This window comes from Lacrimispora sp., from assembly GCF_047605665.1.
Lineage (GTDB): Bacteria > Bacillota > Clostridia > Lachnospirales > Lachnospiraceae > Lacrimispora.
Map to the genome: position 1 here is coordinate 166,408 of NZ_JASGFH010000002.1, position 24,296 is coordinate 190,703.

The 24,296-nt window shown below is 47.0% G+C and carries 20 protein-coding genes and 2 pseudogenes; 18 read left to right on the forward strand and 4 right to left on the reverse strand.

All coding sequences use genetic code 11. The annotated features are described in order from the left end of the window. Positions 1-70: 70 nt before the first annotated feature. Complete coding sequence (locus QM657_RS02090; protein ID WP_415064867.1) at positions 71-1,096, reverse strand: XdhC family protein; 1,026 nt, start codon at positions 1,094-1,096, stop codon at positions 71-73. A gap of 102 nt (positions 1,097-1,198) precedes the next feature. Then, positions 1,199-3,817: a selenium-dependent xanthine dehydrogenase gene (gene xdh / locus QM657_RS02095; RefSeq protein WP_415064868.1), complete on the reverse strand. Its 2,619-nt coding sequence runs from the start codon at positions 3,815-3,817 to the stop codon at positions 1,199-1,201. Between the two features lie 346 nt (positions 3,818-4,163). Between xdh and QM657_RS02100 the strand changes: the two genes are divergently transcribed. The 4 genes from QM657_RS02100 to QM657_RS02115 all read left to right on the forward strand — a co-directional run bounded on the left by QM657_RS02100 (position 4,164) and on the right by QM657_RS02115 (position 7,086). Then, positions 4,164-4,505, forward strand: a complete 342-nt coding sequence (locus tag QM657_RS02100; protein WP_415064869.1) for an arsenate reductase family protein — start codon at positions 4,164-4,166, stop codon at positions 4,503-4,505. 17 nt (positions 4,506-4,522) lie between these two features. Beyond that, positions 4,523-4,987 (forward strand): DUF523 domain-containing protein, encoded by a 465-nt coding sequence (locus tag QM657_RS02105; protein WP_415064870.1) that lies wholly within the window; start codon positions 4,523-4,525, stop codon positions 4,985-4,987. Positions 4,988-5,016: 29 nt separating this feature from the next. Next, positions 5,017-5,610 (forward strand): hydrolase, encoded by a 594-nt coding sequence (locus QM657_RS02110; protein ID WP_415064871.1) that lies wholly within the window; start codon positions 5,017-5,019, stop codon positions 5,608-5,610. A 156-nt stretch (positions 5,611-5,766) separates the two neighbouring features. After that, positions 5,767-7,086, forward strand: a complete 1,320-nt coding sequence (locus QM657_RS02115) for an aspartate kinase (protein ID WP_415064872.1) — start codon at positions 5,767-5,769, stop codon at positions 7,084-7,086. Positions 7,087-7,137: 51 nt separating this feature from the next. Here the strand turns inward: QM657_RS02115 and QM657_RS02120 are convergent, their stop codons facing one another. Beyond that, positions 7,138-7,728, reverse strand: a complete 591-nt coding sequence (locus tag QM657_RS02120; RefSeq protein ID WP_415064873.1) for a LysE family transporter — start codon at positions 7,726-7,728, stop codon at positions 7,138-7,140. A gap of 120 nt (positions 7,729-7,848) precedes the next feature. On the opposite strand from QM657_RS02120, the gene QM657_RS02125 reads away from it, so the two are divergent. The 11 genes and pseudogenes from QM657_RS02125 (at position 7,849) to QM657_RS02175 (ending at position 20,969) form a co-directional block, all read left to right on the forward strand. Next, positions 7,849-8,406: a helix-turn-helix domain-containing protein gene (locus QM657_RS02125; protein WP_415064874.1), complete on the forward strand. Its 558-nt coding sequence runs from the start codon at positions 7,849-7,851 to the stop codon at positions 8,404-8,406. A 70-nt stretch (positions 8,407-8,476) separates the two neighbouring features. After that, positions 8,477-9,598, forward strand: a complete 1,122-nt coding sequence (locus QM657_RS02130; protein ID WP_415064875.1) for an aldo/keto reductase — start codon at positions 8,477-8,479, stop codon at positions 9,596-9,598. Between the two features lie 26 nt (positions 9,599-9,624). After that, positions 9,625-11,121, forward strand: coding sequence for a polyphosphate:AMP phosphotransferase (gene pap, locus QM657_RS02135; RefSeq protein WP_415064876.1), 1,497 nt, complete (start codon positions 9,625-9,627; stop codon positions 11,119-11,121). Positions 11,122-11,194: 73 nt separating this feature from the next. After that, entirely contained in the window at positions 11,195-12,451 is a 1,257-nt protein-coding gene (locus QM657_RS02140; RefSeq protein ID WP_415064877.1) for an NAD(P)/FAD-dependent oxidoreductase, read from the forward strand. Continuing rightward, positions 12,448-13,143, forward strand: a complete 696-nt coding sequence (cmk, locus tag QM657_RS02145) for a (d)CMP kinase (protein ID WP_415064878.1) — start codon at positions 12,448-12,450, stop codon at positions 13,141-13,143. The genes QM657_RS02140 and cmk overlap by 4 nt, the downstream gene beginning before the upstream one ends. Next, on the forward strand, positions 13,134-13,988 hold the full coding sequence (gene ispH, locus QM657_RS02150) for a 4-hydroxy-3-methylbut-2-enyl diphosphate reductase (RefSeq protein WP_415064879.1): 855 nt from the start codon (positions 13,134-13,136) through the stop codon (positions 13,986-13,988). Before cmk ends, ispH begins: the two co-directional genes overlap by 10 nt. Next, the gene (rpsA, locus tag QM657_RS02155; protein ID WP_415064880.1) at positions 13,969-15,063 is read left to right on the forward strand and encodes a 30S ribosomal protein S1; all 1,095 of its coding nucleotides are present in this window, start codon (positions 13,969-13,971) and stop codon (positions 15,061-15,063) included. The genes ispH and rpsA overlap by 20 nt, the downstream gene beginning before the upstream one ends. Positions 15,064-15,563: 500 nt before the next feature. Then, positions 15,564-16,350: pseudogene (ltrA, locus tag QM657_RS02160) on the forward strand (group II intron reverse transcriptase/maturase); the annotation flags it as partial. A 546-nt stretch (positions 16,351-16,896) separates the two neighbouring features. Then, a complete protein-coding gene (gene ltrA, locus QM657_RS02165; RefSeq protein WP_415064881.1) occupies positions 16,897-18,141 on the forward strand; it encodes a group II intron reverse transcriptase/maturase in 1,245 nt (414 codons plus the stop codon). Between the two features lie 79 nt (positions 18,142-18,220). Then, positions 18,221-18,823 (forward strand): annotated as a pseudogene (locus tag QM657_RS02170) (group II intron maturase-specific domain-containing protein); the annotation flags it as partial. A 103-nt stretch (positions 18,824-18,926) separates the two neighbouring features. Then, positions 18,927-20,969: a M13 family metallopeptidase gene (locus QM657_RS02175; RefSeq protein ID WP_415064882.1), complete on the forward strand. Its 2,043-nt coding sequence runs from the start codon at positions 18,927-18,929 to the stop codon at positions 20,967-20,969. Between the two features lie 58 nt (positions 20,970-21,027). Here QM657_RS02175 and QM657_RS02180 read toward each other — a convergent pair whose 3' ends face one another. Continuing rightward, a complete protein-coding gene (locus QM657_RS02180; RefSeq protein ID WP_415064883.1) occupies positions 21,028-21,387 on the reverse strand; it encodes a metal-dependent transcriptional regulator in 360 nt (119 codons plus the stop codon). 198 nt (positions 21,388-21,585) lie between these two features. On the opposite strand from QM657_RS02180, the gene QM657_RS02185 reads away from it, so the two are divergent. The 3 genes from QM657_RS02185 to feoB all read left to right on the forward strand — a co-directional run bounded on the left by QM657_RS02185 (position 21,586) and on the right by feoB (position 24,293). Next, the gene (locus QM657_RS02185; RefSeq protein ID WP_333651125.1) at positions 21,586-21,801 is read left to right on the forward strand and encodes a FeoA family protein; all 216 of its coding nucleotides are present in this window, start codon (positions 21,586-21,588) and stop codon (positions 21,799-21,801) included. A 17-nt stretch (positions 21,802-21,818) separates the two neighbouring features. Further along, a complete protein-coding gene (locus QM657_RS02190; RefSeq protein ID WP_415064884.1) occupies positions 21,819-22,037 on the forward strand; it encodes a FeoA family protein in 219 nt (72 codons plus the stop codon). A gap of 72 nt (positions 22,038-22,109) precedes the next feature. After that, positions 22,110-24,293 (forward strand): ferrous iron transport protein B, encoded by a 2,184-nt coding sequence (feoB, locus tag QM657_RS02195; RefSeq protein ID WP_415064885.1) that lies wholly within the window; start codon positions 22,110-22,112, stop codon positions 24,291-24,293. The last annotated feature ends 3 nt before the right edge of the window (positions 24,294-24,296 follow it).

Below are 24,296 nucleotides of genomic sequence, written 5' to 3' on the forward strand. Positions count from 1 at the left end.
GTATCTCTCGATTGGAGTATACTATATTTTTGACGAAATGTCATTGTTTTTATCGATAAAATAAGAGCAGTTACAGGACCGGTTCTATATATACTTCCACAATTCCGCCGCACACCATGCCTTCATCTTCCGCATTTCCGGGGGTCATATCCACACTTTTTAACACGGGGATTTTATCCTTTGCCACCTCTCTTGCAATGGCACAGACATCTGCCTCCACACAGCCGCCGCCTACGGTTCCCATGGCGGTTCCGTCTGCCATTACGATCATCTTGGAGCCCACATCCCTGGGGGCAGAGCCCTTTCTGGAAACTATGGTGATCAGCGCTTTTGGCATGTCTGAAAGCTCCAAGGAGGTAAGCCCTTCCAGGATTTCCTTGGGGTATCCAAAGGTGCTTTTACTCTGATTTTTCACCTGTATGATCTCAGCCATAATGGCTACGGCGATTTCCTCCGGGGTCTGGGCGTTGATCTTTAAACCGATGGGAGTGTAGACCTTGTCCAAAAGCTCCCTGTCAATTCCTTCATCCTCCAGGGATTCCTTTACAAGCCTTACCCTGACCTTGCTTCCGATCATGCCCACGTAGGCATTTTTCTTGTATACGATCTGGGATAAGCAGTCCTGGTCGTAGCGGTGGCCTCTGGTGACGATGACAAAGTAATGGCCCGCACTTCCTTCTATTTCTGAGAGAGCCTCTCTGAACGGCTTGCAGATGACCGTGTCAGCCCCTTCCCGCCTGGCTGTATTGGCAAAGGAAACTCTGTCATCAATGACTGTGATGTGAAATCCCAGCATTTTTCCCATTTTGATGATGGGGATGGAGATGTGGCCGGCGCCGCATACCACCATATATTTTTCACCCGTTACAAATTCACAGAACAGGGTGGCTTCCGGGGTTTTGATGATCTGGGTCTTATCAATGTCTTTGATCTTCTCCAAAAAGGCATCAAAGGCGTTTTCGTCCCCCTGCTGAAACAGAAATTCTCCTCCGGACCAAAGGGCTTTGGCCCCCAGACCCTTCCCTTCGATGACAGAAAGGCAGATCAGGCTTTTGTTTTTATCCGCATTTTTTAATTCTTCGTAAAATCCTGTCATGGTATGATTTCCCCTCTTGCTGTTGCGCGTTTTCCTATGAAATATTTTATAGAAAAAAGGGCGGTGTTGATTCCGCCCTTTTTGGGTATTTGAACCTGTTCTTTATTTTGCGGGCTTTGGTTTGCGATAGAAGGTGTTGTCTAAAGGAAGCTTATAGCGGAAATCTCCATCCTTCTTATAATAAGCGTTCTGTAAAGCAGGTGCTCCCATAACGCATACGATCTCGCCAACACCCTTTGCGCCGAATGCCACGTCAGACGGATTCTTTTCAATGAACCGGACATCAACAGGAGGCATCTGAGGTGCTTTAAAGAGGCCTAAGGTGCCCAGCTTGGCCTGAGGAATGCCGTCCTTTAATGGGAAGTCCTCAGTCAGTCCGTAGCCAAGACCCATGGCAACGCCGCCTTCTACCTGTCCTTCTGCTGCAAGCGGGTTGATGGTTCTGCCGATGTCATGAGCTGCAATGACATTGACAACCTTTCCGTCCTTGTCGAGAACAAAGAGCTGTGTGCCGTATCCGTAGGCAATGTGGCTCACCGGATTTGGCTTGTCGCTTCCGATTGGATCAGTCTTGAAATCGAATTCGCCGTAATACTCCTTGCCTTCCAGTTCTTCTAAGGATAATCCTGCATCCAAATCTTCTTTCAGCAGTTTTGCAGCCGTGTGGATGGCTTCTCCTGTAAATACAGTCTGGCGGGAAGCGGTAGTCGTTCCTGAGTCGGGTGTGTATTTTGTATCCGGATGTCCTACAACCACAAGTTCCGGTCTGAGGCCTGTCGTTTCGCAGACCATCTGCAGGGTCACGGTCTGAAGTCCCTGGCCGATTGCAGCAGCGGAGGAACCGGTGTGAACCTTTCCGTCCTTGATTCTTAAGATACAGCGGCCTACGTCTGCAAGACCTACACCGATACCTGCATTCTTCATGGCAGATGCAATTCCTACATAATAATCCGGGTCTGCCTCATATTTCTCGAAGTCTTCTTTTACTGCTTCCAGGGTTTCTACCATGCCTGTGCCTTCATCGGCAATCTGTCCGTTAGGAAGGGACTGACCCGGTCTGATGGCATTGCGGTAACGCATCTCCCAGCCGGAGATTCCCACTTTTTCAGCCAGTTCGTTAATAAGACATTCTGTGGACATACAGGACTGGGTTACGCCGAAGCCTCTGAATGCGCCTGCAGGAGGATTGTTGGTGTAGTAAGCATCTCCTTCGATGTCAACGTTCTGATAATTATACGGTCCGCCTGCATGAGTACATGCTCTTTGAAGTACGGGACCGCCTAAGGAAGCATAGGCTCCTGTATCGGAAATAAGTCTTGCCTGCATTCCCTGGATGATGCCGTTTTCGTCGCATCCCATCTTGCAGTAGATTTCCATGGCATGACGCTTTGGATGGTAGTTGATGCTCTCCTGGCGTGTGAAGGATACTTTTACAGGTCTCTGGCTTAAGTAAGCGCAAAGAGCTGCCTGATGCTGAACGCTCATATCTTCCTTGCCGCCGAAGCCGCCGCCTACATAAGCGCTCTGGATTCTTACTTTTTCCAGAGGAATGCCAAGATATGCGCTTAATTCGTGATGTTCGTCATAAATTCCCTGAGCTCCGGTGATAACTCTGACCCCGTCGCCGTCAGGAATGCCCACGGCTGTTTCCGGCTCCATGAAAGCGTGCTCTGTAGGAGGAACGTAGAATGTGCCTTCCACAACGTATCTGGACTCTGCAATTGCTTTTTCTGCATCGCCACGTTTTACTTCTTCATGGGTGAGGCGGTTGTTTTCCGGAATGCGGAATTTGCCAAACTGCATAAAGCCTTCTCCGTGAACCTGATGAGCGCCGGGAATCATGGCCTCTTTTGGGGAACGGATTGGCTCTAATTCTTCATAATCGACTTCTACAGCCTTTGCTGCTGCAACAGCCTGTTCCTGGGTTTCAGCCACTACCATGGCAAGTGTATCGCCGATGCACTTTGTCTCTTCGCCCACATCGATCATGCCCGGCCAGTCATGAGCCAGATGGCCGATATATCTGTCTCCAGGGATGTCCTTTGCAGTATAAACAGCTACAACACCCGGCATGGCAAGAGCCTTGCTGGCATCGATTCCGTTGATTTTTGCTCTGGCACATTTGGTGAATACGTTCTTTCCGTAAAGCATGCCTTCCAGGTTGTAGTCATCTGCATATTTTGCAGTACCCAGAGTCTTTGCCTCTGCATCCACACGGCATGTCCGCTCGCCGACCTTACCGGTCTGCTTCAGTTCCGGAACTTCCAGGTTTTCATTGAACATTTTTGCTGCCAGCAGAATACCGTCTTCTATTTTTGTGTAACCGGTACAGCGGCAGATATTGGTACGGATGGCCTGTTTTACGTCATCTCTGGTTGGGTTGGGATTCTGGTCAATGAGACATTTTCCACTGATTACCATACCTGGAATACAGAAACCGCACTGAACTGCCCCCGCAGCAGCAAAGGCGTAGACAAAGACATCCCGTTCTCTCTGGGTAAAGCCCTCGATGGTCTGAACCTTCTTTCCTTCCAGCTTTGATAACTTCTGCACGCAGGCACGGACTGTCTTCCCATCTACGATTACCGTACATGTTCCGCAGGCTCCCTCCTTACATCCATTTTTAACGGATGTGATGTTCAGCTTGTTTCTGAGAAAATCCATTAAACCCAGATCTTCTTCTGACTGATAATCCTGACCGTTGACATTAACTACAAACATGACAATACCTCTCTCTCTTGACATCATATAATCTACACATTGTATTTAACAATAGTACTTTGTATAAATTTGTTAGAAATGGCCTATACCTTTCTTTATTCCCATACATTTTAACATATAAACGTGACAAAAACAATTCATATTCCTGGAAATATAAAAATTTTTTAGGGGCGCACAAAAAAAATTAGAAGAATAATGGAATAGAAGCCGTCTGAAATGAAAAATTTGTTGATAATAGACGGAAAATGTAAAAAATATTGCAAAATCCACCTGATAGGCTATAATAAAAAAATAAAGTGCCGTCAAAATATTTTTCCGGCACATGCATGAAAGAGGTCTTTTGATCATGAATATTCAAATATTTGGAACAAAAAAATGTGCTGACACCAGAAAGGCTGAACGGTATTTCAAGGAACGCAATGTGAAATACCAGCTCATTGACATGAAGGAAAAGGGCATGAGCAAGGGGGAGTACAACAGCGTAAAGCAGGCTGTTGGAGGCCTTGAGGCCATGCTCGATGAAGGGTGTAAGGATAAGGATGTTCTGGCACTGATCAAATATATTGCGCAAGAGGACAAGGATGAAAAGGTTCTGGAAAATCAGGGGGTATTAAAAACGCCCATCGTCAGAAACGGAAAAGCCGCCTCTGTCGGATATCAGCCGGATGCCTGGAAGACCTGGAATTAAAAGGAAGGGGAGGGAGTATGGAGGGAAAAAGGGAAAACATTCTGGTAAGCGCCTGCCTGCTGGGAGTGAACTGCCGCTATGACGGCGGAAACGGCAGGAAAGAGGCCGTGACGGAGCTCATGGAAACGTACAGCTTAATTCCGGTCTGTCCGGAACAGCTTGGAGGTCTGGAAACGCCAAGAGAGCCTGCGGAGCAGATATCTTCTGATGCGGAGGGAGCTTTAACGGGCCGCGTGGTGACCTGCTCCGGAAAAGATGTGACAGACAGCTTTTTAAAGGGAGCAGAGGAGACTTTGAAGCTGGCTGAACTTTATGGCTGCAAGAAAGCTATTTTAAAGGAAAGAAGTCCCTCCTGCGGATACAAAACTGTTTACGACGGAACCTTTTCAGGGACAAAGATTCCGGGAAGCGGTGTGACTGCCAGGCTTTTGGCGGAAAACGGAATCCTTGTGTACGGGGAAAGCGATATAGAAAATCTTTGAGAAAATCACATAAAAGGAGAATAAAGGCTATGAAAACATCAGTTACAAGACAGCAGGCACTCGATCTGCTTATGAAATATAATAAGGAACCTTTCCATTTACTTCACGGACTGACGGTAGAGGGAGTTATGGGCTGGTATGCCAGAGAAATGGGATACGGCGATGAGGAGGAATTCTGGGCCATGGCCGGGCTTCTTCACGACGTGGACTTTGAAGAGTTTCCGGAGGAGCACTGCCAGAAGGCCCCTGAGCTGCTTGCGGAAATCGGGGCAGAAGAGGAACTGGTCCACGCCATATGCAGCCATGGGTACGGGCTCTGTTCCGATGTAAAGCCGGAGCATGAGATGGAAAAGATCATGTTTGCAGCAGACGAACTGACCGGGCTCATCGGAGCGGCTGTCCGGATGCGGCCTTCGAAAAGTGCCATGGATTTAGAGGTTTCCAGCTTAAAGAAAAAGTATAAGGATAAGCGGTTTGCAGCAGGATGTTCCAGGGATGTGATCGCATCAGGGGCAGAAAATCTGGGCTGGTCTTTGGACGAGCTGTTTGAAAAGACCATTCTTGCCATGCGCTCCTGCGAAGAGAAGATCAACCGGGAAATGGACGGGCTGGAGGGAAAGTAGAGCTTTCAAGGAATGCAGATTTATGCATGAAATTGGAAAATTATTCATATTATATGAAAAATACTTGACAGTATGGGACAATTAAGCTATTATTTCGGCATAATTTGTTTCATGAAGCCATAAAGATACCAACCAGGTTCAGAGGAGAACGACATTATGAAGAAAGTTGTGAAATTTGGAGGAAGCTCTTTGGCCAGCGCCAGGCAGTTTAAAAAGGTAGGGGATATCATCCGCTCCGATAAGGCCAGACGGTTTGTAGTCCCTTCTGCGCCGGGCAAACGCAGTGACAAGGATGAAAAGGTTACTGATTTACTGTATCAGTGCTACGATGCGGCTGCAGAGGGAAAAAGCTATAAAAAGATTCTGGAAAAAATTCAGGAGCGCTACATGGAGATCATTGACGGCCTTGACTTGAATTTAAATCTGGATCACGAATTCGCTGCCATTGAAGAGAACTTCTTAAATAAAGCCGGACGTGATTATGCGGCGTCCAGAGGCGAGTATTTAAACGGTATCATTATGGCGGAATACTTAGGGTATGAATTCATCGATGCGGCTGAGGTGATTTTCTTTGACGAAGACGGAATCTTTGAGACTGAGGCCACCAATAAGGAGCTTGGAGAGCGCCTGGCCCACGTGGATAAGGCGGTCATTCCCGGTTTCTACGGTGCAAAGCATGACGGCACCATCAAGACATTTTCCAGAGGCGGCTCTGATGTGACAGGCTCCATCGTTGCAAAGGCCATTCATGCGGATATGTATGAAAACTGGACCGATGTTTCCGGCTTTTTAGTGGCAGACCCCAGGATCATCAGCAATCCGGAGGTGATCGAGACCATTACATACAGGGAGCTGCGGGAGCTGGCCTATATGGGAGCCAGCGTTCTTCATGAGGATGCCATTTTCCCGGTGAGAAAAGAAGGAATCCCCATCAACATCCGCAACACCAACAAACCGGAAGACAAGGGAACCCTGATTGTGGAAAGCACCTGCCGCAAGCCGAATTACACCATTACGGGAATTGCGGGAAAGAGGGGCTTTTGCTCGATCAACATTGAAAAGGCCATGATGAATGCTGAAGTGGGCTTTGGAAGAAAGGTGCTGGAGGTATTTGAAAAATACAACATCTCCTTTGAGCACATTCCGTCAGGAATCGATACCATGACCGTGTTCGTTCATCAGTCTGAGTTTGAGGAATTTGAGCAGTCTGTGATTGCAGGAATCCACCGGGCTGTGGAACCGGATTTTGTAGAACTGGAATCAGACCTGGCTCTGATCGCAGTGGTTGGAAGGGGCATGAAGGCCACCAGAGGAACAGCCGGAAGGATATTCTCCGCCCTGGCTCATTCCAGAGTCAATGTAAAGATGATCGACCAGGGCTCCAGTGAACTGAATATTATCATCGGCGTGAAGAATTCGGATTTTGAAGAGGCGATCAAGGCCATTTACGATATATTTATTACAACCGAAGTGTAAATAAAAAAGACAGAAGAAAGGCAGTCAAGCCGTTTTCTTCTGTCTTTTTTGTTAAAGCTTTTCCGTCACAAGGGATATGGCGCAGTATGCCAGAAAAAGGGCCATGGCCAGATTTAAAAGCTTTCTGTGGCTGGAAAAGAAGCGGTTAAAGGCGGCTCCGAACAGGGACCAGCAGCACGTTCCGGCCAGCCCCATGAGGGAGAGAATGAGGACGAAGACCGTGAGGGAAGGAATGCTCCTGTAATAGGGAAGGATAAAGGTGGTCATGGCTGTCAGGCCGTAGAGAATCACCTTTACATTGATGAACTGGAGAACCATGCCGTTTAATACGCTGTTGGTTTCCATGTGTCTGGAACCTTCCCCGTGGGGTGCATCTCTCCATATGGTCCAGGCCAGCCATAAGATGTAAGCGGCTCCCGCATAGACCATGACAGGCTCTAAGACGGGGACAAAGCTGTATAAGAACCGGGTGAAGACCGCACAGCCGGTCATGACGAGGAGAAAACCGAAGAAGACACCCAGGTTAAACCGCAGCCCTTTCCAAAACCCGTATCTGCCCGCAATGGACATGGACATGATGTTATTTGGCCCCGGAGTAAATGCCGTTAAAGCTATGTAAGAAAAAAATGCCGCGAAATTCATAAATAATCTTTTCCTCCTTTTTGGGATATGATATAATGTACGAAATAAACAATATATTGACTCGTTTAATATAATATACAATTTGTGCACTATGATGTCAATAGCTGGGAGGGAATTATTTTGGATTTTATCAATTCAATTGTTGCGGAAAATTTAAAGAGGCTGAGAGAACAGAGGAAAATGAGTCTGGACATGGCGGCAAAGGTCTCAGGAGTCAGCAAAAGCATGCTGGGCCAGATCGAAAGGGGAGATGTAAACCCCACCATATCCACAGTCTGGAAGATTGCAAACGGATTTAAGGTTTCCTTTACAGAGCTGGTGAGCCGCCCTGAAACAGAGCACGAGGTGATTCACAAGGACATGGTCCAGCCCCTTTTGGAGGATGAAGGGCATTACCGCAATTATCCGGTCTTTCCCTATGACAGCAAACGGCGGTTTGAGATGTTTTCCATTGAGCTGGACCCGAAGAGCACCTTACAGGCAGACCCTCATCCGGAAAACACCCAGGAATTTCTCATGATCTTTTCCGGGGAACTGGAGGTGGAGGCAGCAGGAGAAACTTTAAGGGCAGGAGAAGGCGGAGCCATCCGTTTCCGGGCAGACTGTCCCCACCGGTATCACAACCCAGGGGAGGAGCTCTGCCGCTTGAGCATGGTCATTTACTATCCGGAGGCATAGGAAAAAATGCTTTAGCCTGCCGGTAAAATATGGTACAATAAGGGTAAAATAAATCAAATGGAGGATCATCATGAAATACAGGGATTTTGGGAAAACAGGAATAACAGTGTCAGCCCTTGGATTCGGAGCCATGAGACTCCCACTCCTTGATGAGGACTGCGTGGATGAGAAGCGGGCCGTGGCCATGATCCGTCATGCCATTGACCAGGGAGTGAATTATATTGATACGGCATACCCCTACCACAGGGGAGAAAGCGAACGGATTGTGGGGAAAGCCTTAAAAGACGGGTACAGGGAAAAGACGTATCTCGCCACAAAATGTCCCGTGTGGAAGCTGGAAAAGCCGGAGGATTTTGATGCTGTCTTAGAGGAGCAGTTAGAAAAGCTGCAGACAGACCACGTTGATTTTTATTTGCTTCACGCCTTGAGCCGGGAGCGGTTTGAGGAAAAGGTGAAAAAGCTTGAGCTGGTAAAGGCCATGGAAAAAGCCAGGGAGGAAGGCAAAATAAAGTATATTGGATTTTCCTTCCATGATTCATATGACGTATTTCAGGATATCCTAGATTATTATGATGGCTGGGATTTCTGCCAGATTCAGTACAATTACGTGGATTTGGAGCATCAGGCAGGGGCAAAGGGACTTAAGGAGGCCGCTGAGCGGGGGATGGCTGTGGTCATTATGGAGCCTCTTCTCGGAGGAAGGCTGGCAAATCCGGCAGATCACGTGAAAAAGGTATTTCCTGAGGATAAGTCCCCGGTGGAATACGCCCTTGATTTCCTTTGGGACCAGCCGGAGGTGAGCCTGCTTTTAAGCGGCATGAGCGACGAGCAGCAGCTTGAGGACAATCTTTCCTATGCTGACCGCAGTCAGGTGGGCATGGTTACGAAAGAGGAAGGGCAGATTTATAAAAAGGCGAAGGAAGTGTTTGATTCCATGGCCCTGGTTGGCTGTACCGGCTGCCGTTACTGCGTGCCATGTCCCTTTGGCCTTGAAATACCGGAGATATTTTCCTATTACAACATGACTGCGGCCCATAGAGAGGGAGAGGCTAAGTCAGGGTATGGGGCTCTTTCCGTCAAGGCCCAGGAGTGCAGGGCCTGTCACCACTGTGAAAAGGAATGTCCCCAGATGATAAAGATCAGTCAGGTCATGCCTGAGGTTGCCAGGGTGTTTGAAAAAATGGAAGCTTAACTGTTTTGGGAGAAGGAGGGCGGTTTATGCTGGAGAAAATTGATTTATCGGAAAAGCTGGATAAGGAAACGTGTAAAAAAATAAGGGAAGAGCAGGCGGCAAGGCTTGGGCTCTTGCAGAGGGAATGCAAGGAGGCCGGGATTCCCGTTATGGTGGTGTTTGAAGGGCTTGGAGCTTCCGGAAAAGGGACCCAGATCAACCGTCTGATCCAGGCTTTAGACCCCAGAGGCTTTGATGTATACGCCAACAGCAAATCAACGGAGGAGGAGCAGATGCGCCCGTTTTTATGGCGTTTCTGGACCAAAACTCCGGCAGACGGCAGAATTGCTGTCTTTGACCGAAGCTGGTACCGCCAGGTGACGGGGGAACGGTTTGCAGGCAGGCTGGACGAATCGGACCTTGGAGGGGCATTTCACGATATCCAGTCCTTTGAGCGGCAGCTTACGGACGGTGGAACGGTTATCATCAAGCTGTTTCTCTATATTTCAAAGGAGGAACAGAAGAAGCGGTTTAAACGGCTGGAGAGCTCCAAGGATACAGGCTGGCGGGTTACAAAGGAAGACTGGCGCAGAAATAAGGAATATGACCGGTATATTGAAATCTGCGGGGAAATGCTGGAACGGACGGACATGAACTATTCCCCATGGACCATCATCGAAGCCACGGACAAGGATTACTGCTCTGTTAAAATCATGACGCGGGTTGCGGACTGTATGGAAGAGGCATTGAAAAAAAGCCGTCTTCACGGGGAAAAAGGGAAAACAGATGCTGTTCTCCGATCCGGAAAATTCCCTAATAAGGTCCTTTCCGGCGTGGATTTGACAAAGAGCCTGACAAAGGAAGAGTATAAGAAGGAAATAGACCGTCTGGAAGAACGGCTGGAGTTTCTTCACAGCCAGATATACCGCTTGAGGATTCCGGTGGTTTTAGGTTTTGAGGGCTGGGATGCCGCCGGAAAGGGCGGGGCCATCAAACGCCTGACAGGCCACTTGGACCCAAGAGGCTACAAGGTCCACCCAACGGCAGCGCCCAATGACTTAGAGCGGGTCCATCACTACCTGTGGCGCTTCTGGAACAACGTGCCAAAGGCAGGCCATATCGCCATTTTTGACCGGACCTGGTACGGCAGGGTTATGGTGGAGCGGATCGAGGGCTTTTGCAGGGAACAGGAGTGGAGACAGGCTTACCAGGAAATCAATGAGATGGAAGCCCACATGGCAAATGCAGGGGCAGTGGTCATTAAATTCTGGCTTCACATCGATAAGGATGAACAGGAAAAACGGTTTAAAGAGCGCCAGGAAAATCCGGCCAAGCAGTGGAAGATCACGGAAGAGGACTGGAGAAACCGGGAAAAATGGGATGAGTATGAGGCGGCAGTGGATGAAATGCTGGTCCGCACCTCAACCGCCTGTGCGCCCTGGGTGGTCGTGGAAGGAAACTGCAAATATTACGCCAGGGTCAAGATATTAAAGACCGTGGTGGATGCCTTAGAAGCCAAGGTTAAGGAAAAAAAGAAAAATTAGTGATTGCTTGTATTTTTCCTCTTTTTCGTGTAAAGTAGAAAAGCAGCGAACAAAGTGAGAAAGAGGAAGATGCATGAATACGGTTTTAATCGTGGGCGGTGGTGCTGCAGGGATGCTGGCTGGAATAGCGGCAGCCAAAGCAGGCAGCACCGTCCACATTTTTGAGAAAAATGAGAAGCTGGGAAAGAAAATCTATATCACGGGAAAAGGACGGTGCAACGTGACCAATGCCTGTGATGTGGAGGAGCTGTTTACAAACGTGGTGACCAATGCCAAGTTTTTATACAGCAGCTTTTACGGCTTTACGAATTTTGATATGATGAATCTTTTGGAAGAGCTTGGCTGTCACTTAAAGACAGAGCGGGGAAACCGGGTATTTCCGGTCTCTGACCATTCTTCGGATGTGATCAGGGCTCTGACAAAAGGTCTCTTGGACCTTGGGGTTTCTGTTCATTACCGGGCGGAGGCAGAAGCCCTTTTAATGGAAGAAGGGGTTCTTAAGGGACTGGTGATAAAAGAAGGAACGAAAAAGACGAAGGTGTACGCAGATCAGGTGATCGTGGCCTGCGGAGGCTTATCCTATCAGGCCACCGGTTCCACGGGAGACGGCTATGAGCTGGCAAAACAGGCCGGTCACAAGATCACCTCCCTTTCCCCTGCTCTCGTTCCCTTTACAGCGGAAGAGCCATGGGTCAAGGAACTCCAGGGCTTATCCCTGCGCAATGTGGAAGCGGCCATTTTAAAGGGGAAAAAGGTGATTTATAAGGAATTCGGGGAAATGCTGTTCACCCATTACGGAGTCAGCGGCCCGGTCCTTTTAAGCGCCAGCAGCTATGGGGCAAAGGAACTGAAAAAAGGGCCTTTGACTCTTTCCATTGACTTAAAGCCCGCCCTTTCCCCGGAGCAGCTTGACGCCAGGATTTTGAGGGATTTTGAAGAGGCTGTGAATAAGCAGTTTAAAAATTCCCTAAACAACTTATATCCTTCCAAGCTGGTGCCTGTTATCATCGATTTGAGCGGAATTTCACCGGAGAAAAAGGTCAATGAAATTACGAGAGAAGAGCGGCAGAACCTGATTCGGGCAACCAAGAACTTCACCCTGACCCTTACGTCCCTCAGAGGCTATAACGAGGCGGTAATCACCCAGGGAGGCGTTTCGGTGAAGGAGGTAAATCCCTCCACCATGGAATCAAAGCTGGTTCCCGGCCTTTATTTTGCCGGAGAGGTGCTGGATTTAGATGCAGTGACAGGAGGCTTTAACTTACAGATCGCCTGGTCCACAGGATGGGCGGCGGGCAAGGCTGCCGGAGAGGAGAACAAAGTCAGATGACAAAGGTTTATAATATAGCGATTGACGGGCCTGCGGGAGCTGGAAAGAGCACCATTGCCAGGTCTGCCGCAGAAAAGCTTCATTTTGTTTATGTGGATACGGGAGCCATGTACCGCGCCATGGCCCTGCATTTTTTGAGAAACGGGATTTCCCCGGAGGATGAAAATGCAGTTTCTGAGGCGGTTTTAGGCGCCAATGTGACCATTTCTTACGTGGACGGCGTTCAGCAGGTGCTGTTAAACGGGGAAAATGTTTCTGAAGTCATCCGCACTCCCAAAGTCAGCGACATGGCATCTGCCGTTTCCGTTTACATGCCGGTCCGGGAAAAGCTGGTGGAGCTTCAGCGGGAGCTGGCTTTAAAGGAAAACATCATCATGGATGGCAGGGACATCGGAACGTGTGTGCTGCCTGACGCGGATTTAAAGATATACATGACAGCCGACAGCCGGGTACGGGCCATACGCCGGTATAAGGAGATGGAGGCTAAGGGAGAAAAGTGCGATCTGGATGAGATCGAGGCTGACATCATAGAGAGGGACAGGCGTGATATGAACCGGGAACACTCTCCTCTTCGCCAGGCAGAGGATGCCGTTCTTTTGGATACCTCTCACATGAACATTGAAGAAACCGTAGACCGGATTCTGGAGCTGTTTGATGAGAAGACAGGGAAGGAGGGCGGCCTATGGAAGTGATCGTAGCCAAGACCGCTGGCTTCTGCTTTGGAGTGAAACGGGCGGTGGACCAGGTTTATGAGCAGTTGAAGAGAAATGACAACAAGCCCATCTACATCTATGGACCCATCATCCATAACGAAGAAGTGGTCCGGGATTTAGAGGAAAAGGGAGTGAAGGTCATTCACTGCGAGGAGGAGCTTGACGGGCTTTCCGATGCAGTGGTGGTCATCCGGTCCCATGGTGTGGGAAAACGGGTTTATGATATCATGGAGGAAAAGGGCATCGAGATCGTGGATGCAACCTGCCCCTTTGTGAAAAAAATCCACCGGATTGCCATGGAACAGAATGAGGCGGGAAGACGGCTCATCATCGTGGGCAATGAAAATCACCCGGAGGTACAAGGTATTAAAGGCTGGGGAAATGACAATACTTTAGTGATAGAAACCCCGGAACAGGCCCTTTCTCTGCCTGTTTCAGAGGGGGAAAAGCTGTGTATTGTATCACAGACGACATTTAATTACAATAAATTTCAAGATTTAGTTGAAAAAATTTCGGAAACGAGTTATGATATACTTGTTTTAAATACGATTTGCAATGCAACACAGGAAAGACAAGTGGAAGCAAAGCGGATAGCTTCAGAAGTGGATGCCATGATTGTCATTGGCGGAAAGAGCAGTTCCAATACCCAGAAGCTGTACGATATATGCCGAAGGGAGTGTAAGAACACTTACTATATCCAGACACTAGGTGATTTAGATCCTGATTGTGGAAATTCTGTGCGCAGCGTAGGTATTACAGCCGGGGCCTCAACCCCGAATTATATTATCGAGGAGGTTCATACTAATGTCAGAGTTAAGTTTTGAACAAATGTTAGAGGAATCATTAAAAACTATACGTACAGGAGAGATCGTCACTGGTAAAGTCATCGACGTAAAAGAAGATGAAATCGTCTTGAATATAGGTTACAAGTCTGACGGCATCATCCCGCGTAACGAGTACACGGATGACCAGAATTTAAATCTCACCACTGTCGTACAGGTTGGAGAAGAGATGGAAGCCAAGGTCATCAAGGTAAACGATGGCGAAGGCCAGGTTGCCCTTTCCTACAAGAGACTGGCAGCAGACAGAGGCAATAAGAAACTGGAAGAAGCATTTGAAAACCACGAAGTACTGACTGCAAAAGTTGTGCAGGTGCTTGACGGTGGTTTAAGCGTGGTTGTAGAAGGCGCAAGAGTCTTCATTCCTGCAAGCCTTGTATCTGATACTTATGAGAAGGATTTATCCAAGTATGCAGATAAGGAAATCGAATTCATCATCACAGAATTCAATCCCAGAAGAAGAAGAATCATCGGCGACAGAAAGCAGCTCATGGTTGCTAAGAGAGCCGAGCTTCAGAAAGAATTATTTGAAAAGATCCATGCAGGCGATGTAGTAGAAGGCACGATTAAGAATGTGACCGATTTCGGTGCGTTCATCGACCTTGGCGGAGCCGATGGTTTACTTCATATTTCAGAAATGAGCTGGGGCAGAGTAGAGAGCCCGAAGAAGGCTTTCAAGGCCGGCGAGAAAGTGAATGTTCTGATCAAGGACATCAACGGCGACAAGATTGCTTTAAGCTTAAAGTTCCCTGAGACAAATCCCTGGAAGGATGCTTCCGTAAAGTATGCTGCAGGCAATGTAGTGAGCGGAAGAGTAGCACGTATGACTGATTTCGGCGCATTCGTTGAGCTGGAGCCAGGCGTAGATGCACTGCTTCACGTATCTCAGATTTCCAGAGATCACGTAGAGAAGCCATCTGATGTGTTAAGCATCGGCCAGGAAGTAGAAGCCAGAATCGTTGACTTCAATGAAGACGACAGAAAGATCAGCTTAAGCATCAAGGCTCTTCAGACACAGGATGAACCAGAGAGTGAATCTGCATATTCTGACGAAGAATAAGCATAATAAAAGATAGAACAAATGAGGAAGCGGAAGTATCCGCTTCCTTTTTTCGTTGTGCGCCCGGCGGCGCACGTTTCTAACCGGTGCAAGTCCGGAATCCGCCCGGTAGTGGGAAGGATATAGCCGAAGGCAAGGGTGTCCATCGTGAGGTGGAATCTAAAGGAAGCCGGATACTGGGAACATACGAACCAGTGGGCAAATCTCTGGTCTGACGAACAGAAATCACATCAGGCTATGCATGAGGGTAAGACTGCAACACAAGTTAAAGCCCAATAACTACACGGAATCATGTATGGTAAATGTGGCAGATAGATGGAGAGAAAGAAACGTGTGATACCCGGGGAGGTCTGTATGAAATGCTCTGAAAGGAGTAACCACCGTACAAGGAAACGAGGCGGTGCTGAACATGCAGAAGTCAGCAGAGGTCATACTAGCCGAGAGGTGAAGGACCGAATCAATAGGAGTCTTTAGTACAACCGGGAAAGGAGGAAGGACGAATGGGTACAGAAAACGCAGAAAGCTGCTCACAAAAGAATCGTGCGGAACATGAAGGATATGTGAGAGCGCACCGCTCCTTCAACCGGATATGGAAGGAAAGGGACAGTGCACAGCCTGAACTCTTGGAGAAGATACTGGATAAGGATAACCTAAACAGAGCTTTTAAAAGAGTAAAGGCAAACAAGGGAGCACCTGGAATTGACGGAATCACGGTTGATGAAATAGGTGAATACCTTCGGGAGAATCAAAAAAGCGATTATCGAGAGAATATATAGGGGAAAATATACCCCAGACCCGGTAAGACGCAAGGAAATCCCCAAACCAGACGGTGGAATACGAAAGCTTGGTATTCCAACAGTCAAAGACCGAATATTCCAGCAAGCGATTACCCAACAGCTTATGCCAATCTATGAGCCGGTGTTTTCGGACAACAGTTACGGCTATCGTCCGGGAAGAAGTGCAAAGGACGCCATGATGAAGGTAAAAGAGTATGCCGAGGAGGGATACACGAGTGCGGTATCCCTGGATTTATCCATGTACTTTGACACGCTCAACCATGAGATACTTCTAAATATCCTGCGCAGAAAAGTAAAGGACGAGCGAGTAATCCAATGGATTAAAAGATACTTAAAGAGTGGAGTCATAGAAAACGGAGTAGTCATGGAAACAGAGGAGGGATCGCCGCAGGGAGGAAACATCTCGCCGCTGTTAGCGAATATCTATCTGAATGAATTTGACCAGGAATTCCAAGAAAGAGGGGTGGCATTTGTCCGTTATGCGGACGATAGTGCGCCACGAAGGCGTGTCCAAGTAGCGTAGCTACTTGAAGACAGCTATGCTGTACAGATGATGGCGGACGGCCCGCCGAAATCGCCATACAGGTGGAGGTTTCAAACTACCTTAAGGTGCTGTGGTCAAAAGCCACGGTATTGAGCGTTAAGGAAAAGGCAGTATAAACTGTCAAGTGAGTATTAAGGAGATGAATGAACAAGTGAACCACTTACGGAAATGTCGAAAGCGTAGAGATTCCATCAAAACCAGGGGGTAGTCGTTAACCTGGGATAAGTCTGGAGGAAACCTGTTTACTGACCAGACGGTGGGCGGCATAAAGGTGGCATGAACTTAATACAGGCGTCTGTACGGAACGTGGGAACCCACGGACTGATGATAAGGGAGTATATCAAGCGGAAGAACCGTAAGATAAGAGTACTAATGCAGTCATGGGGGCAGATTGGGTTGTAGTAGTGATGAAGTTTCTGTAATGGGAATGGAGCGAAGAACCCGAATTATTCGGTTTCAAGAATAAGTCAACTTTGAAAGGAGGAGGAACTTATGCAAGAAACAAAGCCATACAGTATTTCAAAAAGAGCAGTGATAGCAGCTTATGAAAAAGTAAAAGCAAACAAGGGAACATACGGAGTTGATGAGCAGTCTATTGAAGATTTTGAGAAGAAGCTAAATAATAATCTCTATAAGATTTGGAATAGAATGTCGTCAGGAAGTTACTTCCCGAAACCTGTAAAAGCAGTGGAAATTCCAAAGAAAAATGGAGGAACTCGAATTTTAGGGATACCAACCGTAGAGGACAGGATAGCGCAGATGGTGGTAAAGTTATACTTTGAACCATGTGTAGAAACGGTATTTTACGGAGATTCCTATGGATACAGACCAAACAAATCAGCGATACAGGCAATTGAAGTGACAAGGACAAGGTGTTGGAGAAAAGACTGGGTATTAGAGTTTGACATCAAGGGTCTTTTTGATAACATCAGACATGATTATCTAATGGAAATGGTAAAACTCCACACGAAAGAGGAATGGATTCTTCTTTATATACAGAGGTGGTTGGTTGCGCCTTTTCAAATGGAAGATGGAACAATTACTCCAAGAACTTCAGGAACACCACAAGGAGGGGTGATTAGTCCTGTCCTTGCAAATCTGTTTTTGCATTATGTATTTGATGATTTTATGGTAAAAGAGTTTTCAAGAATTCCGTGGGCTAGATATGCCGATGATGGAATTGCGCACTGTGCATCATTAAAACAGGCAAAATATCTGCAACGTAGGTTACAGGAGCGATTCGAAAGCTTTGGATTAGAATTGAACTTGGAGAAAACAAGAATTGTGTATTGTAAAGATGATGACCGAAAGGGAAATCATGAGTACACATCTTTCGATTTTCTAGGATATACATTCAGACCGAGGCATGCGAAGAATAAGTATGGAAAGTTCTTTACTAACTTTCTGCCAGCAATGGGAGGAAAAGCAAAGAAAGCTATACGAAAGGAAGTTCGTAGCTGGAAGTTGCAGTTAAAGCCAGATAAAGACTTGTGGGACATAGCAAATATGTTCAACAAACAGATACAGGGATGGATTAACTATTACACACATTTCTACAAATCGGAGATATATGATGTTTTAAGATATATCAATGTATGTCTTGAGAAGTGGGTTCGTAGGAAATTTAAGAAACGCAGAGCAAGGAGAAGAGCCGAACATTGGCTGGGAGAGGTAGCAAAGCGTGATAGAAAGCTGTTTGCACACTGGAAATTTGGAATACTGCCAGCGGCTGGATAATGGGAGCCGTATGAGCTGAGAGGTTCACGTACGGTTCTGAGAGAGACTTAGGGGGAAGTTCCCTAGGTCTACTTACTTCGTACTGTTTGCAAAGAGCAGAAGAGCCGCAGAGCGACTATTGGAATCAAGCAGAAAATACCTTGAGGGAAAACTGAAACTGAAGGTGAACCAGGAGAAAAGCCGAGTGGTCAGTGTATATGCAATCCGAAATTTTAAATACCTTGGCTTTACGTTGGGAAAGAACGGAAAGGGCATATATGTCCGAGTTCACGAAAAGTCATGGAAGAAAATGAAGTCAAAGCTGAAAGAACTTAGTTCCCGAAGGACTGTACAGAGCATAAGAACTTCCTTAGAGAAGATAAAAGAGTATATGCGAGGTTGGCTGAATTATTATGGGATAGCAGAAATGAAGAACCGGATAGAATACCTCAACAAATGGCTATATCACAGAATCCGCATGTGCATATGGAAACAATGGAAGAAGCCAAAGACGAAGGTAAGAAACCTGCTGAAAATGGGGGTACCTATGGATTTAGCCTGGAAAGCAGGCAACAGTCGCAGAGGGTACTGGTTTACGACCCAAACGGTAGCCATAAACATGGCAATGACAAAAATAAGACTGATAAACAGTGGCTTTTATGATTTAGCCACGGCCTATCAGTCAGTGCACGTCAACTATTGAAAGCGCCGTGTACCGAACGGTATGCACGGTGCTGAGAGAGGACGGCGGTTAGTCACCGCCTCCTACTCGATTCAAAAAAGTACAGAACAGGAGAAACGGAAGCATGAAAAAACGGAAAGTGAAAGGGGTTTTGCTGCTCTATGCACTGCTGACGGCCCTTGCGGCAGCCGGATGCGGGAAAAAGCCGGAAGTCAAACCGGAGGAGACTCTGGCCTGGCCCGTCAATGTCCAGGGAGAGAAAAACGGGGTGCGGCTGGAGGATGATTACTATGGGTATGTGAATCACGATATTTTAAAGGAGACTAAAATACCGGAGGACTCCAATAGCTGGAGCTATTTCTATAAGCTGGACCGGGAGGCTTACCAGGTGCTTCATGAAGTTCTCACAGAAGCCGTGGAAAACAGGAAGGAAGCGAAGGAAGGTTCCCTGGAACAAAAGATCGGGGATATGTATGGGTCTGCCATGGATATGGAGGGCAGGAGAAGAGCCGGGTTTGGGGAATTAAAGGCGTATATGGACCGGATACAGAATGCTTCCAATATCAAAGAGTATTTGGAAAGCATTGGAACCATTTATTCTGATTTGGGAGTGGGAAGCCTTGTGACGCTTCAGTGGTTTGAGGATATGAGGGATTCCGGAAAGTATGCGTTATATACGGACGGAGCTGATTTAGGGCCAGGAAAGGAAACTTTGGAGGACGAAACCCAGACAGCCCTGATAAAAGAGTATGAGGCTTATATTGGCAGGATGATGGAGTTTTCCGGTCTCAGCAGAGAAGAGGCGGCTTTGGCGGCTTTTGGCATTTTAGGACTGCAAAAGGACTTGGCGGCCAGCGCTCTGCTTCTTAAGGAACGGAATAATCCGGAGATCATTTACAATCCCTATTCCATAGAGATGGTTAAGAGCCTGTTTCCGGGCGGGGAAATGGAAGGATTTCTGACCTCGGCAGGCATTGGGGAAGCCTCCGCCATCATTGTAACCCAGCAGGAACAGATGAAGAAGATCGGGCAGTATTTAAACGAAGACCAGCTTCCCCTTTTGAAAAACTACTCTGTGTTCTGTCTGATTCAGGATTTTGCCCCTTATCTGACTCCTGAGATCAGGGACAATTATCTGGAATGGAACCGCAGGCAAAAGGGAATTAAAGAGAAAAAAACCGATGAAAAGCTGGCAAGCGAGATGGTCCAGGGCCTCCTCGGCTTTGAATTCGGCAGGCTTTATACAGAAAAGACCTTTACAGAGGAAGACAAGCTGGCCATTGAGGCCATGGTTCATCAGATTTTAGAAGCTTACAGAAAGCAGATTCTCGCCCTTGACTGGATGGGAGAGGAGACAAAGGCTGCGGCCATAAGAAAACTGGATCACATGACCATGAAGATCGGATATCCGGATCAATGGCCTGATGACTATGGACAGGCAGTGGTCATCTCTCCGGATGAGGGAGGCCACCTTATTGATAATACCCTTTCCCTGGTCAGGGCAAAGCGCAGGATAGACAGGGAAAAGGTGCTTAAGCCGGTGGACAAATCCGAATGGCAGATGACGCCCCAGACCGTAAACGCCTATTACAATCCCAGCGGCAATGAAATCGTATTTCCGGCAGCCATTCTCCAGCCGCCTTTTTATGATCCGGAGGCAGACCATGCTTCCAATTTAGGAGGCATCGGAATGGTCATCGCCCATGAGGTGAGCCATGCTTTTGATTCTTCCGGTTCTCTTTACGATGAAAAGGGAAATTACCATGTCTGGTGGACGGAGGAGGACAGGGCCAGGTTTAAGGAGCTGGCAGACCGGGTGAGCGCCTATTACGACGGCCAGGATGGATATGAGGGACGCCGGGTAAACGGCGCCCAGACCTTAAATGAGAATATTGCAGATTTAGGCTCCATAAGCAGCGTTACTTCTATTATAGGAGATGACCCGGACCGATTAAGACTTCTCTTTGCCCAATATGCTACCATATGGGCCGCCAAGTATACGCCGGAGAGCATGATACAAAGGCTCAATACCGATGTCCATGCCCCTGCCAAGGTCAGGGTCAATGCGGTGTTGAGCGCCACAGATGCCTTTTATAAGGCTTATCCGGAAATTGAAGAAGGAGATGGGATGTACCTTCCGCCTCTTAAACGGGTAAAGATCTGGTAAAATAAGAAAAAAGCCATATCACAGGCATATATCAATGCCCTGCGGCATGGCTTTTTACTTATTTGATCTGCCCTTTTATGGCCTCAAAGCTCTCTTTGCTGATCACGTGTTCCATTTTGCAGGCATCCCTGTCAGCCACTTCCTTGCTGACACCCAGCCTGACCAGCCAGTCGGAAAGCATTTCATGCCGTTCGAAAATCATTTCGGCAATTTTCTTTCCTTCGTCTGTCAAATAGATGAATCCTTCTTTTGTAACCGTAATATGATCTCTTTCGCGAAGATGTTTCATGGCTACGCTGACACTTGATTTTTTAAAACCCATTTCTTCAGCCACGTCCACGGATCGAACCACAGGCAGGCTCTTACTCAGAATCAGTATGGTTTCCAGATAGTTTTCTGATGATTCGTTTGTTTGCATGCAAGCTTCACCTCGTTTCAGATAATGAAATAAGTATACCATAGGAAGGCCGGAACATCAAATATAAAACTTCACCTTAAAAAATGAAAAAAATATAAAATTTAATCTTGACAACTGACTATGGTTAGAATATACTAACTTTTAGGAGTTGTAAATGATAATCAATAGTGAAAAAAGATCGTGAAAGAAGGGGGATTAATGATGCCTTTAACAATGATGAAAGCAGGCGAACCCAATATCATCCGCAAAATAGGAGGCAAGGAAGAGACCAGACGCTTCCTGGAAAACCTCGGCTTTGTAACAGGCGGAGTTGTTACCGTTGTATCTGAAATAGGCGGGAACATGATTGTGAATGTGAAAGACTCCAGAGTGGCCATTGGCAAGGATATGGCGAATAAAATTCTGGTAGGATAGAGGAGGAAAGAAAAGTCATGACATTAAGAGAAGTGGGCATCGGAAAGACAGCCAAGGTGGTGAAGCTTACCGGTGAAGGTCCTGTGAGAAGAAGAATTATGGATATGGGAATTACAAAAGGTGTAGAGGTTTTTGTGAGAAAAGTTGCGCCTTTGGGTGATCCGGTTGAAGTTACCGTAAGAGGATATGAATTATCCCTTCGGAAAGCGGATGCGGAAATGATTATTGTAGAGTAATTTTTTTTACATAGGAGTTAGAATAAACTAATTTTTGATAAATCAAGCTGACAGCAGAAAGAGGTAAGAGATATGTCAATTAAAATCGCATTAGCAGGCAATCCAAACTGCGGAAAAACGACTCTGTTTAATGCGCTGACTGGTTCCAATCAGTTTGTTGGAAACTGGCCAGGCGTAACGGTTGAGAAAAAAGAAGGAAAGCTGAAAGGCCATAAAGATGTAATCATCATGGACCTTCCAGGTATTTATTCTCTTTCTCCATATACTTTGGAGGAAGTGGTAGCCAGAAATTATCTGATCGGAGAGAGACCGGATGCGATTTTGAACATCGTAGATGGAACCAATATTGAGCGTAACTTATATTTGTCCACTCAGCTTATGGAGCTTGGAATCCCCTTAGTCATGGCAGTGAACATGATGGATATCGTAGATAAAAACGGGGACAAGATTCATATCGATAAATTGAGCCAGAAGTTAGGCTGCGAAGTGGTGGAGATTTCCGCATTAAAGGGAACCGGAATCCAGAAGGCGGCTGAAAAAGCAATGGCTCTGGCAAATCAGAAGAGCAATGCCGTTCCGGTACATAAGTTTTCTTCTGAGGTGGAAAGCGTTCTTGATGCAATTGAAGATAAGCTGGGTTCTGAGATTCCTCAGGAGCAGAAGCGCTTCTTTGCGATCAAGCTTTTAGAAAGAGACAGCAAGATTCAGTCTCAGATGAAGCAGGTGCCTGATGTATCGGAAGAAATCGGCCGGATTGAGGAAGAGATGGATGACGATACGGAAAGTATCATCACCAATGAGCGTTACACTTATATTTCCTCTATTATAAAAGAGTGCTACACCCGCGGCAAGGAAGAGAAGCTGACGGTATCTGACAAGATCGACAGGATCGTGACGAACCGTATTCTGGCCCTTCCTATCTTTGCAGCAGTTATGTTTATCGTGTATTATGTTTCCGTTACAACCGTAGGAACCTGGGTTACAGATTGGACCAATGACGGGCTGTTTGGCGATGGCTTCAGCTTCTTTGGAATAGATGTTCCCGGCGTACCGGTAGTAGTAGAAGGCATTCTCGTTGCAGTAGGATGTGCAGATTGGCTCCAGGGACTGATTCTTGACGGAATCGTAGGCGGTGTAGGCGCTGTTCTTGGTTTCGTTCCTCAGATGTTTGTACTCTTTATTTTCCTGGCATTTTTAGAGAGCTGCGGCTATATGGCGAGAGTTGCATTTATCATGGACCGTATTTTCCGTAAATTCGGCCTTTCCGGTAAATCCTTTATTCCCATGCTGATCGGAACCGGATGCGGCGTTCCCGGTGTTATGGCTTCCCGTACCATTGAAAATGACCGTGACCGCAAAATGACTATTATGACAACAACCTTTATCCCCTGCGGTGCAAAGCTTCCTATCATTGCCCTGATTGCAGGCGCATTGTTTGACGGTGCATCCTGGGTGGCTCCAAGTGCTTACTTTGTGGGAATTGCAGCGATCATCTGTTCCGGTATCATCTTAAAGAAGAGCAGAATGTTTGCAGGAGATCCGGCTCCTTTCGTTATGGAGCTTCCGTCATACCATATGCCTACTTTGGAGAGCATTTTAAGAAGCATGTGGGAGCGCGGCTGGTCCTTCATTAAAAAGGCAGGAACCATTATTTTGTTATCAACCATTGTAGTATGGTTTGCTTCTTACTTCGGCTGGGTGGACGGTGAGTTCCGCATGCTGGAGGATATGGAAATTGACAACAGCATTCTGGCTGGCATTGGAAGCACGATCAGCTGGCTCTTTGCCCCTCTTGGCTGGGGAGACTGGAGATCAACCGTGGCTGCTGTTACCGGTCTGATCGCTAAGGAAAATGTAGTTGGAACCTTTGGTATTTTCTATGGATTTGCAGAAGTGGCAGAAGATGGTGCTGAAATATGGGGAAACCTTTCCAGCAGCATGAGCACACTGGCAGCTTATTCCTTCCTGGTATTTAACCTTTTATGTGCTCCCTGCTTTGCTGCTATGGGCGCTATCAAAAGAGAGATGAATAACACGAAATGGTTCTGGTTTGCTGTTGGCTATCAGACAGGACTTGGTTATCTCACTTCCCTTTGCATTTACCAGATCGGTATGCTGGTGACAACAGGAACTTTTGGATTCTTCACAGTTGTTGCATTTGCCCTGATTGCATTCTTTATTTATCTGCTGGTAAGACCGTCAAATGAAGGAAAGAGTTCAAAAGTTTCCTTTAGAGGTGCGGCAAATACCAGGTAACTG